The organism is Nonomuraea maheshkhaliensis (assembly GCF_039529435.1).
GTDB classification, from domain to species: domain Bacteria; phylum Actinomycetota; class Actinomycetes; order Streptosporangiales; family Streptosporangiaceae; genus Nonomuraea; species Nonomuraea maheshkhaliensis.
The window spans coordinates 142,197-156,331 of sequence record NZ_BAAAMU010000009.1 but is presented as its reverse complement, the minus strand read 5'-3'; the positions used below and the strand labels follow the sequence as shown (position 1 = coordinate 156,331).

Annotated in this window: 15 protein-coding genes; 4 read left to right on the top strand and 11 right to left on the bottom strand. The window is 68.0% G+C overall.

Going from position 1 to position 14,135, the window contains the following annotated elements; translation table 11 throughout:
• Nucleotides 1–545 precede the first annotated feature (545 nt).
• Complete coding sequence (locus tag ABFX54_RS08965) at nt 546–1,583, bottom strand: serine/threonine-protein kinase (RefSeq protein WP_346103082.1); 1,038 nt, start codon at nt 1,581–1,583, stop codon at nt 546–548.
• Nucleotides 1,584–1,914: 331 nt separating this feature from the next.
• Between ABFX54_RS08965 and ABFX54_RS08960 the strand changes: the two genes are divergently transcribed.
• Nucleotides 1,915–3,447 (top strand): ISL3 family transposase, encoded by a 1,533-nt coding sequence (locus ABFX54_RS08960; RefSeq protein ID WP_428834513.1) that lies wholly within the window; start codon nt 1,915–1,917, stop codon nt 3,445–3,447.
• 97 nt (nt 3,448–3,544) lie between these two features.
• On the opposite strand, the gene ABFX54_RS08955 is transcribed toward ABFX54_RS08960, so the two are convergent.
• Complete coding sequence (locus ABFX54_RS08955; protein WP_185067641.1) at nt 3,545–3,700, bottom strand: alpha/beta fold hydrolase; 156 nt, start codon at nt 3,698–3,700, stop codon at nt 3,545–3,547.
• A gap of 201 nt (nt 3,701–3,901) precedes the next feature.
• Between ABFX54_RS08955 and ABFX54_RS08950 the strand changes: the two genes are divergently transcribed.
• The gene (locus ABFX54_RS08950; RefSeq protein WP_346103080.1) at nt 3,902–4,060 is read left to right on the top strand and encodes a hypothetical protein; all 159 of its coding nucleotides are present in this window, start codon (nt 3,902–3,904) and stop codon (nt 4,058–4,060) included.
• Between the two features lie 17 nt (nt 4,061–4,077).
• Here ABFX54_RS08950 and ABFX54_RS08945 read toward each other — a convergent pair whose 3' ends face one another.
• From ABFX54_RS08945 to ABFX54_RS08910, 8 genes are read right to left on the bottom strand one after another with little or no spacing between them, the layout of a single operon-like run.
• Entirely contained in the window at nt 4,078–4,890 is an 813-nt protein-coding gene (locus ABFX54_RS08945; RefSeq protein WP_346103078.1) for a class I SAM-dependent methyltransferase, read from the bottom strand.
• A 20-nt stretch (nt 4,891–4,910) separates the two neighbouring features.
• Nucleotides 4,911–6,521: an ABC transporter permease gene (locus ABFX54_RS08940; RefSeq protein ID WP_346103076.1), complete on the bottom strand. Its 1,611-nt coding sequence runs from the start codon at nt 6,519–6,521 to the stop codon at nt 4,911–4,913.
• Nucleotides 6,518–7,453, bottom strand: coding sequence for an ABC transporter ATP-binding protein (locus tag ABFX54_RS08935; RefSeq protein ID WP_428834512.1), 936 nt, complete (start codon nt 7,451–7,453; stop codon nt 6,518–6,520). The genes ABFX54_RS08940 and ABFX54_RS08935 overlap by 4 nt, the downstream gene beginning before the upstream one ends.
• A gap of 30 nt (nt 7,454–7,483) precedes the next feature.
• Entirely contained in the window at nt 7,484–8,134 is a 651-nt protein-coding gene (locus tag ABFX54_RS08930) for a TetR/AcrR family transcriptional regulator (RefSeq protein WP_346103074.1), read from the bottom strand.
• Nucleotides 8,135–8,177: 43 nt separating this feature from the next.
• On the bottom strand, nt 8,178–9,200 hold the full coding sequence (locus tag ABFX54_RS08925; RefSeq protein WP_346103072.1) for a quinone oxidoreductase family protein: 1,023 nt from the start codon (nt 9,198–9,200) through the stop codon (nt 8,178–8,180).
• A complete protein-coding gene (locus ABFX54_RS08920) occupies nt 9,197–9,814 on the bottom strand; it encodes an alpha/beta fold hydrolase (protein WP_346103070.1) in 618 nt (205 codons plus the stop codon). The genes ABFX54_RS08925 and ABFX54_RS08920 overlap by 4 nt, the downstream gene beginning before the upstream one ends.
• A complete protein-coding gene (locus tag ABFX54_RS08915) occupies nt 9,760–10,095 on the bottom strand; it encodes a hypothetical protein (RefSeq protein WP_346103068.1) in 336 nt (111 codons plus the stop codon). The genes ABFX54_RS08920 and ABFX54_RS08915 overlap by 55 nt, the downstream gene beginning before the upstream one ends.
• Before the next feature lie 29 nt (nt 10,096–10,124).
• Nucleotides 10,125–10,526: a hypothetical protein gene (locus tag ABFX54_RS08910; protein WP_346103066.1), complete on the bottom strand. Its 402-nt coding sequence runs from the start codon at nt 10,524–10,526 to the stop codon at nt 10,125–10,127.
• A 177-nt stretch (nt 10,527–10,703) separates the two neighbouring features.
• Between ABFX54_RS08910 and ABFX54_RS08905 the strand changes: the two genes are divergently transcribed.
• Complete coding sequence (locus ABFX54_RS08905; RefSeq protein WP_346103086.1) at nt 10,704–11,609, top strand: IS3 family transposase; 906 nt, start codon at nt 10,704–10,706, stop codon at nt 11,607–11,609.
• Between the two features lie 108 nt (nt 11,610–11,717).
• Here the strand turns inward: ABFX54_RS08905 and ABFX54_RS08900 are convergent, their stop codons facing one another.
• Nucleotides 11,718–12,539: a helix-turn-helix domain-containing protein gene (locus ABFX54_RS08900; protein ID WP_346103064.1), complete on the bottom strand. Its 822-nt coding sequence runs from the start codon at nt 12,537–12,539 to the stop codon at nt 11,718–11,720.
• A 34-nt stretch (nt 12,540–12,573) separates the two neighbouring features.
• Here ABFX54_RS08900 and ABFX54_RS08895 point away from each other — a divergent pair, with 34 nt between their 5' ends.
• The gene (locus tag ABFX54_RS08895) at nt 12,574–14,085 is read left to right on the top strand and encodes an FAD-dependent oxidoreductase (RefSeq protein ID WP_346103063.1); all 1,512 of its coding nucleotides are present in this window, start codon (nt 12,574–12,576) and stop codon (nt 14,083–14,085) included.
• Nucleotides 14,086–14,135: the final 50 nt, after the last annotated feature.

The window sequence follows — 14,135 nt, the reverse complement described above, 5'->3', positions numbered from 1 at the left end:
CCCGCCACCGAAGCCGCCTAAGATCCACCCACGGCACCTACCTCGTCGAGCCTTTTACACCGCTCCGAGGACGCGACCGAACGCTGGTGACTGCTGCGATGAAGGCCACGACGACGAGCAGCAAGAAGGTGACGCCGGCCACGGCGACCTTCACCTGCTCTCCTCCTCTTCCGGGAGCAGGCTGTCATAGGAACCGGTGGCGGGTTGTTCAGAATTTCGGCCGAGCGTGAGGTGAGGCCAGGCGTTGAGGAGTTCGGCCAGCCGCATTGCGCGACCGTCGCCCGGTATTCCACGTCATACGTCCGTGTCGAGGCCCTGCGCTCGGCCCGCACGCTGCGCGTGCGGCCTGGGGGCCGTTCTCGCGCGCGCCCGTGCTCGGGCCGCTGAATCATGAAGGCCGGAGACCCATGCATGAGTCTCCTCGAACTTGACCGGGGAGGTCATCTGCACCGGAGCCCCACTCACAGCTGGACATGCCGCTGAGAAGCAGGTCTGGGGCCGTGGACCTTGCAGCTCGTTCGGTCTCGACCCCAGGGAATCCCTAACTAACTTCGAAGACCCAACAACATGGCCATGGCGACAATAATCATGAGAATCACTACGAAGACGACGACGGATCCGGGCCCGACGGTCTGGGCAGGCTCAGGTAGTCCCTCATCAGGAGGAGTGGCAAAGTCTTGACCCGATTCCCCAGGCCGAGCCCCACGCCAGGACTCCTTCATAAGCATCAAATCTGTCTCCAGGACCTCGGCACCCTTATGCCCTCGTTCAACGACCCTTGTCTCGAGTACCGCGCCCGCCTGGCGGCGCAATCCCTGCTCCACCGTAGCCGCTGAGGGCCTCTCCTCAGGGGTGCGATTCAGGCACGCCAGGATTAAGGAGTGCAGCGGCTCGGTGAACATCCCCAGATCAGGCAGCTGCCGATACTTGGCAATTGTGAAAGCGGGCGGCACTTGGCGACTGTTGGGAAATGCCACATCGCCGGTGGCGGCGAAGTGCATCATCAGTGCCCAACTGAACATGTCCGAATGAGTGCCGAGACCCCGACCATCCAACTGCTCGGGAGACATGAACGCAGTCGAACCCCAATGTGCGCTGGTTGTTGTGACTGAGCCCGAGTCCTTAGCGATGCCGAAGTCAATCACGCATGGGCCGTCCTGACCAAGGATGATGTTGCCCGGTTTGAGGTCTCGATGGATGAGCTCCGCCTCATGGATGGCCACCAGCGCGACAACCGTGTTGAGCGCCAACCTCTCCAGAGCGCCGCCGATACGCGGCCCTTGCTCGCGCACCGCCTGAGCCAGAGTCGGACCTTCGATGTACTCGCTCGCAATATAGGGCACACCGTCGTCGATGCCTGCGTTCAAGACCCGCGCCGTGCAGAACGAGGCGACCTTGCGGGCAGCCTCGGCCTCCTTCAAGAAGCGTTCGCGATGGTCGGGGTCTGCGGCCAACTCCGCGCGGAGCACCTTGATGGCCACCTTGCGACCGGATAAATCGACGCCGAGATAGACGGTTCCAAAACCGCCCTCACCCAGCTTCCGATCTAGCCGGACGCCCCCAATGATGCGTTTACCGTTCATCGGCAGCAATCATCACATACACCGCATGAGCCATCCAGAGACTCCGCAATCTTCCCGGGCAATGTCTCCGGCGGGGGCCTCAGACTCCGAGATGATCGCGACAGGCCCCAGGTAGTAAGCGGCTGAAGTGGAAGCCTGATCATCCCGCCCGCCATCGACCCGGGACAAGCCGAGCGGGCCAGGGCCACGGATACCAGATGGAGCGCCCTACTGGACGAACGATCTGGTATCCGTGGCCCTGGCCCGCTTCCCCTTCGGGCGGGGGGATCCCTGTAGGGGCTCTGTCGCAGATTCGGTGGTGACGGAAGGTGCAGGAGTGTCACGCTGAGTTGTGATTGACAGTGGCGAGCTTGTGCGGGTGGTGTTCTCGGGGCTATCGCCGCTCCTTGTTGAGGACGTCACGGACGAGGGCGAGCAGATCCGCATCCGTGCGCGGACTCCGGGCGGTTCGGTCGCTTGTCCGGGCTGCGGGGCCGCGACAGGGCGCGTGCACGGCTATCACCAGCGGTGCGTGGCCGACGTCCCTATCGGCGGACGCCGGGTACTGATGATGGTGCGCGTCCGCCGCCTGGCCTGTCCGACCCGCGGCTGCCCGCAGACCTTCCGCGAACAGGTGCCTGGGGTGCTGGAACGCTACCAGCGCCGCACGTCCCGCCTGAGTACGCAGATCGGCGCGGTGGTGCGTGAGCTGGCCGGCCGCGCCGGTGCACGGGTGCCGGCCGCGCCGGCCGTGCGCTTATCGCGGCATACCGCGCTGCGCCTGCTGCTGCGTTTGCCGCTGCCGCGGTTACCGGTGCCTCGAGTGCTGGGGGTGGACGACTTCGCGCTGCGCCGGCGGCAGCGTTACGCCACCGTGCTCATCGACGCCGAGACCCGCCGGCGCATCGACGTGCTGCCCGGCCGCACCGCCGACGTGCTCGAGGCCCGGCTGCGCGCTCACCCCGGGGTGCGGGTGGTCTGCCGGGACGGCTCAGGCGCCTACGCCGAAGCGATCCGCCGGGCTCTGCCCCACGCCGTCCAGGTCACTGACCGCTGGCACCTGTGGCACAACGTCGGCGAGGCCGTACGGAAAGAGGTGGCCGCCCACAGCGCCTGCTGGGCCAAAGCCGGCCCGCCGATCACCGACGGCAAGCGCGCACAGACCACCCGCGAACGCCGGCACCACGTCCACGACCTGCTCGGCAAGGGCGTCGGCCTGCTGGAATGCGCCCGCCGCCTGAACCTGAGCCTCAACACCGTCAAACGCTACGCCCGCGTGCCCGAACCGATGCGCCTGCAACGCGCCCCCGCCTACCGGCCCACCCTCGTCGACCCCTACCGCGACCACCTGCGCCGCCGCCGCGCCGAAGACCCCGCCATGCCCATCCTGCACCTGTTCAACGAGATCAAAGCCCTCGGCTACCCAGGCAGCTTCAACCTGCTCTACCGCTACATCACCCAAGGGCGAGTCGAAGCCGACCGGCTGCCCATCTCGCCTCGCCGCGTTGCCCGGCTCCTGCTCACCCACCCCCATCACCTCAAGGATGAGCACCGGCGCTTGCTGGACGACCTCACCGCTGCCTGCCCCGAGATGACCGACCTAGCCGGGCTCATCCGCGGCTTCGCCGACCTCCTGCGGCCACGTGAAGACAACGCCGACCATCTCGACGCCTGGATCGCCGGCGCCCGCGCCGCCGACCTGCCTCACCTACACGCTTTCACTCGTGGTCTCGACCAGGACCGCGACGCCGTCCGCGCCGCCGTCACCCTGCCCCTCCACAACGGCGGCACCGAAGGAGTGAACACCAAGACCAAACGCATCATGCGCCAGATGCACGGCCGAGCCGGCTTCGCGCTACTCCGCCACCGCATCCTCTTGGGCTAACGCTCCGTCACCACCGGATAGGAGACAGAGCCGAAAACTGGACACACCCGCGCAGCATCCACAATCTCGATCGCGAGGTTCTCCCCAGCTTTTGGGATCAGCAGATCGGGACGTTTGCTTTTGCGACGGCGGCCACGTGGGCCGGATGGGTGAGCTGTGGATGGTGGCCGGTTCCGGGGATGACGGTCACCCGGGCGTCGAGGGTGGCGTCGATCAGCGGATCGAATTCGCCGGTGACGAGGCGAACCGGCACCGGGCGGGTGGCGGCCGGTGTCGGTAGCTCGGCGCGTTCGCTGTGCCGTTGTGCTCGGTCGAGCCACCGCGCGGTTGCGCGTGCTCGACCCCGAGGTGAAGCTGACCGTCGACACCCTCGGCGGCGTGGTCGTCGCCCTCGGCGTCACCGAGATCGCAGGCCGCGCGCAGCTGTTCGCCGGCTCGGCCACGCGGGCGGGCGGTGCTGGCCAACGGCCTGCCCGGGATGCTCTCCTGGCGCGAGGACGGCACTTCACTGTCGGTCCTCATATTCATCGTCGCCGACGGACGGATCACGGGCATCGCGGCCCTGGTCGACCCGGCCCGGCTGGCGGCGATGGACCTGCCCGGCCCGGCGTGAGTCGCCGACCGGAATCGTCAGAAACGGTAGTGCGCGACCGTGGTGCCCAGCCTGGAGAAGGCCGCGCTGAGCGCCGACAGTCGGGTCCACAGGCGCAGGGCCGGAGGGAACTGGTCGACCTCGGGCTCCCGAGTGAGCAGGATGTGCCGGATCAAGGTCAGTCGCGGGTTCCACCGTACGGGGTCGAGGCGGTCGAAGCCGGGGGACTTGAAGAGCGGGACCAGGAACCGGCTGCCGGAGTAGTGTTTCGCTGCCCAGACGGTGAATCTGGTGTAGACGTTGAACGCTATCTCCCCACTGGGAAAGTGGCTGGTGAGACGGTCCAGCAGCGTGATCATCTCTTCCTGGGAGAGGAAGGGCAGCACGCCGTCGGCGACGATCACGGCGGGGCGGTCGGCGGGGAGCGCCTCCAGCCAGCCGGGCTCGGTCAGGTCCGCGCCGATCCTGTGCGTGTGCGGCCGATCGGGGATGACCCGGTGCCGGGCGTCCACGACTTCGGGGAAGTCGACGTCGTACCAGTCCGCTGTGGGCGGCGGGTCGATGCGGAGGGCCCGGGTGTCGAGGCCGGCTCCCAGATCGATGCCGATCGCGTCGGGGTGGCGGGCCATGAACTGCTGGGCCACCTCGTCCAGCTTCTTGGCGCGCTGGGCGACGTCGATGGCCGAGGCCGCGCTCCAGCGGAGTTTGCGGTGATCGTAGCCGGTCTTGTGGATGATCTCGTAGGCCATGCGGTCGCCGAGTATGGGGCGTGGCAGGCGGCTGTCGAGCGCCCGGCCGCACAGCGTCACCCACAGGGTTTCCTGCAGCGGGGTCAGGGTAGGAAGAGCCACTCCCATGATGTCCTCCAGGCTCAGGTGGTGGGCATGTCGCGTCGGGTGAATCCGGCCAGGCCGGCCGCGACGAGGGCCGCCGCGACGACGGTCATGACGATCAGTGGCGTGGCCGTCATGACCCCGCCGGGGAGTTTCGGTACGTGCTCGAAGACCGACAGGTCGATGACCCACTGGTCGAGCTGCAACTCCAGGCCGACCCAGCCGAACAACATGCTCACCATGGCCACCGCGAACGTGCCGGCAACCAGCCGGGGCAGCAGCCCGAACAGGGCGAACGCGACTCCGGTGAACACCCACACCACAGGGAGTTGCACGAGAGCGGCGGCCAGGAGGCGGGATAGCTCACGGGCGACGTCGCCGGTGTTGAGTCCGTGCGCCAGACCGGCGGCCGTCCCGAAGGCGATCAACCCGAGCACTGGGCCGAGCAGTATGAACGCGAAGTGGCTGCCCGCCCAGCGCAGCCGGCGCACCGGGGTGGCCAGCAGGGGCTCGGCCCGCCCGTCGCGCTCTTCGTTCCTGAGCAGCAGCGCGGCCTGGATGGCGAAGCAGGCGCTGACCAGGCCGAGCATGGTCATCATGGGGGCGAGGAACTGGTCGACGAGCGTGCCGGGACCGCCGAGCCGGGCCAGCGCCTCTCGGGCCGCGGCGCCGCTGTTGTCCATCAGCGTCCCAAGGCTCGCCGACATCGCGCCGACCACGAGCCCGACCAGGGCGAGTCCGGCGAGCCTGCTGATCAGCGGCCCCCGGTGCAGCCGCCAGGCCAGCGCCAGCGGGCTGCGCAGGCGGGGTCCGGCGGCGGCCGGGCCCAGGCGGGCCTGGAACATGCCGGCGCCGAGGTCGCGCCGCTCCGACAGCGCCACGGCCACCAGGACCAGCGCCAGCACGGCGCCGGCCGCGAGCGCGAGCACCCACCAGCGTTCGCCGCTGTAGGACCGCAGTGCCTCCGCCCAGCCGAGCGGCGTCATCCAGGACACCCAGGCGGGTCCGTCACCGGACTGCGCGGCGACGTCGCCGACGCCGCGCAGCAGGATCGCGGCGCCGAGCGTGCTGATCCCGATGGCGCGCGCGCCTCCCGCGCTGGTCGTGAGCTGCGCCGCCACCGCGCCGATCGAGGCGAACGCGCAGGCGGCCACCGTGAACCCGAGTCCGAGCGCCAGGGAGCCGGCGGCGGGCAGGCCCTGGCCGATCAGCGCCACCGCCGAGGCTATGCCCAGGACGAGAGCGGCCCCGCAGGTGACGATCAGGGTGGCGGCCAGGTCGGCGTGGCGGGACACCGCTGTGGCCCCGACCAGTTCGCGCCGCCCGGCCGCCTCTTCCGTACGCGTATGCCGGATGACCGTGAGCAGGGCGAACAGCGCGACCATGAACGTGACGAATCCCGACCGCCAGGCGACGAGCTCGCCGAGGCTGGATCCGTTCAGCACGCCGTAGGCGATGGTGAAGGCCCTGGTGTGGACGCTGGTCTCGTAGTAGTGCTGGCGGGCCTCGGCCGTGGGGTACGCGCCGGTGAAGGCGCCGACGAACACCACCGGGATCATGCAGATGAAGGCCACCCACAGCGGCAGCAGCACACGATCGCGCCGCAGCACCAGGCGGATGAGCTTTCCCGTGCCGGCGAACGCGTTCATCGTCCTGCCTCCGTGTGCCGGCCCTTGACGTTCACGGTCGCGCGGTCGTAGTGCCGCAGGAACAGTTCCTCCAGCGTCGGAGGCCGGCTGACCAGGCTGCGCACGCCGACCTTGGTGAGGTGGCGAAGTGCGAGGTCCAGCGCGGCGGCGTCGACGCTGAAGCGTACCCGGCCGCCGTCGGCGCGCAGGCCGTGCACGCCCGGCAGGCCGGCCAGCCCGTCCGGTGGGGCGGCCAGCTCGGCGTCGATGGAGGTGCGGGTGAGGTGCCGCAGCTCGGCCATGGTGCCGGTCTCGACGGTACGGCCGTCGCGGATGATCGTGATCCGGTCGCAGAGTGCCTCGACCTCGGAGAGGATGTGGCTGGACAGCAGCACCGTACGGTCACCCGCGCGCCGCACCTCCTGGATCGTCTGCCGGAAGACCTCCTCCATCAGCGGGTCCAGGCCGGAGGTGGGTTCGTCGAGGATGAGCAGCTCGGCCTCGGAGGCCAGCGCGGCGACCAGGGCCACCTTCTGCCGGTTGCCTTTGGAGTAGGTGCGGCCCTTCTTGCGCGGGTCGAGGTCGAAGCGTTCGATCAGCTCGTCCCGGCGCCGCCTGTCGAGGCTGCCGCGCAGCCGGCCGAGCAGGTCGATGGCCTCGCCACCGGACAGGTTGGGCCACAGGGTGACGTCGCCGGGCACGTACGCCAGGCGGCGGTGCAGCTCAGCGGTCTGTGTCCAGGGGTCGCCGCCGAGCAGCCGGGCGGTGCCCGCGTCGAGGCGCATCAGGCCCAGCAGGATCCGGATCGTGGTGCTCTTGCCCGCGCCGTTGGGCCCGAGGAAGCCGTGCACCTCGCCAGTCCGTACGACGAGGTCGAGGCCGTCCAGTGCCCGTGCCGGGCCGAACGACTTGACCAATCCGGCCATGGAGATGGCATCGGTCTCAGTCATCATGGGTGTCCTTATGTGGTGATGAGGAGAGGGCTAGAGATCGTCTCCCCGCTGGGCCTCCCAGGCGGCCTGGGCGGCTTTGAGCATGGTGTCGTCGGCGTACAAGCCGTGGGTGTAGATCTCGAGCATGGGCAGCCCGATGCGTTGCAGCACGTCGGGGCCCATCCGCTCGAAGCCGAGCGCGCGGGTCAGGGGCGGCGCCATGGTCAGGGTGGCCAGGCTCACCAGCACGGTGAGCACGGCCAGCGCCCGCACGTCGGAGGACTGGCGCATCGAGCCGCCGGCGATCCCGTCCCGGAAGAGCTGCTCGGTCTCCTCCACCAGCCTGTTGACGAACGTGGTGGCCGCGGAGGAGTCCTCCTCGATCGCGCGCACCATGTACTGCACATGGAGGCGGTACTCTTCCGAGTCCGACAGATATTCCTGGGACAGATCCCGCACGCCGACCAGGTCGGCCACGGTCCGGGCCCTCCGCACCAGGATCTGCAGGACGTGCTCGTCGCAGACGCTCCGCAGGTTGTCCTTGCTGCCGAAGTGCCGGATGACCAGGGCGGCGCTCACCCCCGCGGTGGCCGCGATGGCGCGCAGGTTCGTCTTCTGGAAGCCATCGCGGGCGAAGTGCGCGATGGCGGCGTTACGGATCTTGGCCTGGGCGGTCAGATCCGCCGAAGTGGCTGAACACACGTTTACTATAGTAAACGTGTGTTCAGCGCTGTGGCAACCGGGGTCAGAACGTGGTGAGGATGATCTTTCCGTGGACGTCCCGTCGTTCCAGAGCGCGGTGTGCCTCGGCGGCCTCGGAGAGCGGGAAGCAGGCCCCGATTCGTGGCCGGATGTGACGCCCCAGTGCGAGCTCGAAGAGGTGCGTGAGTAATGCTTGGTGCTGGGACGGGTCCGCGGCGATCTCCCGGGGCAGCGTGCAGAGGGCCGTGCGCTTGCCAGGCAGCAGGTTCAGCATTCTGTTGTGCAGCGCGCCGCGGACAGTGCCGGCCAGCACATGTCCTGGCCGGCCCATGAAGGCGCAACTGACCAGCACACCGCCCGGCGCCAGGAGGCGATGGTTGGCGCGCATGCTGGCGCCGCCGAGGTGGTCGCAGACGATCCGGACGCCTTCGGGGTGCTTGGCGCGTACGACCTGGGCGACGTCCTGGCGGCGGTAGTCGATGGGCACGATGTCGTAGTCGTGCAGTCGGTGCAGGCTGCGCTCGGAGGCGGTGCCGTACATGACCAGGCCCCGGTGAGCGCCGAGTTGGCACAGCGCGTCACCCACGCCGCCGGTCGCGCCGCGGATGAGCACGGTGTCGCCCGGGCGGGCCCGGCCGTGGCGGTCAAGGAGGCTCAGCGCGGTCAGGTAGTCCAGTGGGAGGGCGGCCGCCGCCAGGGTGTCGAGGCCATCCGGTACGGGGGCCAGCAGCCGGACGGGCAGGTTGGCGTATTCCGTGTAGCCGCCCATCCTGGTCAGGCCCGCGGCGACACGGGCACCGGGCACCAGCCAGGGCGGCACCGGCTCCGCGTGGTGGTTGACCACCTCGCCCACGACCTCGTACCCGGGCGTGAACGGCAGCCCGCGCTGGAAGATGTACTCGCCCTTGCGCGCCATCACGTCGGTGTAGCCGACCGCCGCGGCCAGAACCCTGATGCGGACCTGGCCCCGCCCAGGGGCGGAGGTGACCGCATCGGCCTGTCTCAGCACCCCGGCATTGCCGAAGCGCCGCACCACGATCCGCCTGTGCTTGATCGGCTCGCTCATCGGCCTGCTCCCTTGATGGTGGACACCCAGTCGAAGATGACCTCGTGGGCGAGGTGGACGGCGCCGTTCTGGCAATGCAGGCCTCCGCCTTCGGCTCCGGGGAACTCGTGCACCCGGACCGAGCGCGCGCTGGTCAGCCGGCGGGCGAAGTCGTGGGCAAGGCGGTTGTCGAAGACGTGCTCGTCCTCGCCCAGCAGGATCAGGACATCGGCTTCAATGGTGTCCGCCCACTGGCCGTCGTCGTATCTGCCGATCTCTGCGATGAGGTCGGGAAGAGTGGTCACTCCGAACGTCCACAGCGCGTTGCCGAGCGCCCAGCGCAGCTCGGCGTCATAACGTGCGTTTAGCCTGATCAGCAACTGAAGCCAGGCGGGCATGGTGTCGATCCGACCGCGCAGCAGCCGGAGCATCTTGTGGGCGAAGGCTCGTAACATGCCGGGGAAGTAGTCGAGCAGCACGATCGCGTCGTAGCGGTTCTCCATCGCGGCCGCCCGGGCCAGCAGGTGGCCGCCGAAGCTCACCCCGACCCCGATGATCGCGCCGGGATCGCAGTGCCGGTTCAGCGAGTCGATCGCCGTGGCGGCCGGGCGTTCCCATTGCGGCGTGAATGGCATCCCGAACTCCCGCAGCAGGTTCCCCTGCCCCGAGCCTGTGGCGCGGTGAGCACCACGCGGATGCCCTCGCTCGTGAACACCTCATCGAACAGAGCGGTGAACTTGCCGTCCCGGTCTCTGATCAAGAATCGGAAGTCGCCGATCCGATCGCCCAGGTCGAGCATCAGGTTCCGGGCTTGCTGAGCGACCCAGCCAGCGGTCGGGTTCGCCGTGACCCCCAGCACGTGCACCCGCCGCGTGGCGTGCTCGACCACGGCAAAGCAATACAGCCGCGCGAGCATGACCGTCTCCACGGTAAAGAAGTCGCAGGTCAGAAGCGATCTTCCCAGCGATGCTGCCGATATCCCCAACCCGGATTCTCGGCGGCCAAGCGCAGCACCAGAGCGCGAAGCGTGGGTCGGATCGGTGGCCGTCCCGGCCCGTGCCTGGCGTAGGTCCAGCGTCGCTTCACCAGCTCGGCGTGCCAGCGCAGGAGCGTGCGCGGGGTGACGAACAGGTGACATCGGCGGCGTCGGGACAGGAGCCGCGCAAGCGCGGAAATGATGGCCCGGTCCGCCCACGACGGCCGGGGAGCGGCCACCTGGCGCCGGAGCACGGCCAACTGATGTCGCAACACCAAGATCTCCGCGTCCTTGGACGCCTGCGATCGGACGAGCAGCGCGATCCAGCCGAATACCCGCAAAACGATCAAGTACAACAGCCGCAGAACCATGCTGTGATCCTGCCGAAGCCGAACCAACGAGCACAGCAAAACCGCAGATCAAACCCTGTGACACAATATTCGGCACCCACACGCTCGCCAAGTACGAGCTCATCGACGCGGAGAAGGGCCGTCACTCGATCGTGAAGATGTGCGCCTGGCTGCAGGTGTCACGCTCGGGCTTCTACGATTGGCGCGAGCGGCCGGCCTCGGCCACCGCACAACGCCGCGCGCTGCTGGCCGACCTGGTCGCCGAGATCTTCGCCGGCGCACGAGACTTATGGCTACCGGCGGGTGCATGCCGCCCTGGCCCGCCGTGGCGAGCACTGCTCGGCCGAACTGGTCCGCGCCCTGATGCGCCAGCAGGGCCTAGTTCCGGCCCAGGTGCGGGCGTTTCGGCCAGCCACCACCGTCCAGGGCGACTACCGCGGCATCCCCGACCTGGTCGGCCGCGACTTCACCGCCGAGCGGCCGGGCACCAAGCTGGTCGGCGACGTCACCTACATCCGCACCTGGGAGGGCTTTCTCTACCTGGCCACGGTAATCGACTGCCACAGCAAGGCGGTGCTGGGCTGGGCGATGGCCGACCACTACCGCACCGAACTGATCAAGGACGCGATCCGGATGGCCGCCGGCACCGGCCTGCTCCAGAGCGGCGCCGTGTTCCACAGCGACCGCGGCTCGAACAACACCAGTGATGAGTTCGGCCGGTTCCTCACCGGCCTGCAGATCCGCCGCTCGGTCGGCCGCACCGGCGTCTGCTGGGACAACGCGATGGCCGAGTCGTTCTTCAGCGTGATCAAGAACGAGTGGCTGCACCGCTTCGTCTTCACCACCCGCACCAAAGTCAAACGGCAGGTCATCCGCTACATCGAAGGGTTCTACAACCACCGGCGCCTGCACTCGGCACTCGGCTACCGAACACCCCTCGAGGTCCTCAACGAGACCCTTTCACCCCAAACAGCCGCATGGGCTACGCCCATAAGACGGCTGTCCGGAATCTCCGTGGCCCCTCAATCATCCTGCCGTGCACGCTTTCGCCTCCCGGGTGACCGGAGCTCGCGTACGTTGAGGCGAAGCCTCGCAGAGCAATGACCCGGGCGGATGTAGTTATCGGCAGGCGCAAGCCCCCGTGAACAGCCTTCCTCCGAGGACGCGACCTCGGGGCCAGGCGCGAGGTCCAGCACCACTCGATGGCGCTCATCAGCCGGTTGCCCGTGGCCGGGGCTGCATATCCCGGTGGTGCGGGTGCTGACCGGGCCGTACAGAACCGCCTTCCGCGCGGTATCCGGAAGGTGACCGACCCGTGCTCTTCTTGAAGACCCGGCTGAAATAGAACGCGCTGCGATAGCCGCACTGTTCGGCGATGTTCTGCAGCGTGAAGTCGGTCCCGGCGAGCAGCTCGCGCGCTTTCCGCAACCTGACGCCGCGCAGGTAGGCAACCGGTGTGACGCCTCGAACGTCGCGGAATCGTCGCGTGAGCAGCGAAGGGCTGACGCCCAGCATCCTGGCGAGGTCGCCGAGGGAGAGATCCGGTGAGGTGAAGTTCTCCAGAATGAAGGCGGTCGCCTCCCGCACCAGGGCGTCCTCATGAGTGCGTTTCCCGTGTACGGCGATGAGCACATCGTTGACCACATGGGCCGTGACCATGTCGTCGTCCAGGTCTTCATGTGATTCGAGCAGCGAGAGGTTGGCGCGCAGCCGGTCGACGTCCTGCAACGAGCTGCCACCGATCGGCGGTTTCAGAACGGTCCGGAATCGCGCGAAGAAGAACGACGTCGGCTCCTTCATCTCGCGCCGCAAGGTGCCGCCGGGCGGGCTGATGACCACATCGCCGAAACGCGCTTCACCGCTGAGCCGGGTTCCGCCCACGTCATCGACTTCGTAACAGAACGCTCCGGTCCACGGCAGCAGCATGGACCAGCTCTCGTAGGTATCGGAACCGAGGCTGAAACTGGGCCGCTCCGGCACGACCACATACCCGTCAAGACGAAAAATGTGCATGCCCCCGATCAGAATGGCCATTCCGAGGGCTGGTGCAGCCCGAGAAGATAAAAAAATGAGAGCTGATATTTGCGTGTACGGCGGAACGCCGGCAGGCTGTGTCGCCGCCGTCACGGCACATCAGGAGGGCGCATCCGTCATTCTCATCGAGCCAGGTCGCTGGCTGGGCGGAATGCTGGGTGCGGGCATCAAACCGCTGCAGGACTGCCCTGTTCCTGAGGCGGTGGGCGGTCTGACGAGCGAGGTCGTCTTCCGTTTCGGCACTCGGCCTCCGGACATCGTTCGCATGTTCCGGGAATGGGTCGCCGAGGCCGGTGTCACGGTCATTTACGAGCACCGCGTCACTGCGGTGACGCGACACGGCGACCGGATCAGCGCCATCCGGCTCGCGTCCGCGCCGCCCGACAAATGGGGGATTCCCGCGCCCGAAGCGGGAGACACCTTCAGCGTGTCGGCGTCCGCTTTCATCGACGCCTCTTATGAAGGCGATCTGATGGCTCTCGCGGGGGTGCCCTATCGGACCGGGCGCGAATCGCGCCAAGAGTTCGGGGAGGACGTGGCCGGTGTCGGGCAAGTCACCAACTGGACGCCGATCGACCCGTTTGTCGTACCGGGCGACAGCACCAGTGGGCTCATCCCGCTCATCGACGAGGACCACGGACTGCCGGTCGGCTCGGCGGACGACTACACGCAGGCATACAATTTCCGCTTCTATCTGACGACGGACCCGCGGCACAAGGCCGAGATCACCGCGCCGGACGACTATTCTCCCGGCCAGTTCGAGCTGGTCCGGCGATACATCAAGAGCGCTGCCAGTCTCCGCGACATCTTTCCCGGATGGCTCAACTCGGGCGAGTACAACTACCAGCGAGCCTCCCTCGTCACGAACGCTCCCCTCGGCGTGAGCCGCGACTACCAGGACGGCGACTGGAACGTCCGGTCCCGGATCTGGCGCCACCACATCGACTACCTCCGCGGTCTGCACCATTTCCTCTCGACCCACCCCGAGGTGCCGGAGGAGTTCCGCCTGGAAACGGCCGCCTACGGCTTGGACTCCAGTCTCTTCCCGGACACCGGCGGATGGCCGCATCAGCTCTATGTGAGGGTGTCCCGGCGGCTCAAGGGCCGGTACACCCTCACGCACGCGGATGTGCTGAACCAGACCGACCCCTGCGATGCCATCGGGCTCGCGCTGTTCGGCGTGGATGTGTATCCCGCTCGGCGCATCCCTCACCGTGATCCCGAAACAGGGCGGCTCGGAGTGGCGACCGAGGGTGACATGTTCATCGGCGGACACATGGGAACGGGCCGGCCGTACCCCGTTCCGTATCGTGCCGTCACGCCGCACCGAAATGACTGCGGAAATCTGCTCGTGCCCGTGTGCCTGTCGGCGACTCACATCGCGTACGCGGCCACCCGCATGGAACCCGTCTTCTGCGTGCTCGCGGAATCGGCCGCCGTGGCTGCGGCGATGTCGATCGGGGATCAGGTCGCCGTTCAGGACATCGACACCGATCAGCTGCGGAAGCGCATCATCGAAAGGGGACAGATCATCTCCTGGCAGTGACCTTTGGCGGCGTCAGCCCGGGTGCGCGGCACTGCGTGGTCAAGCACGCG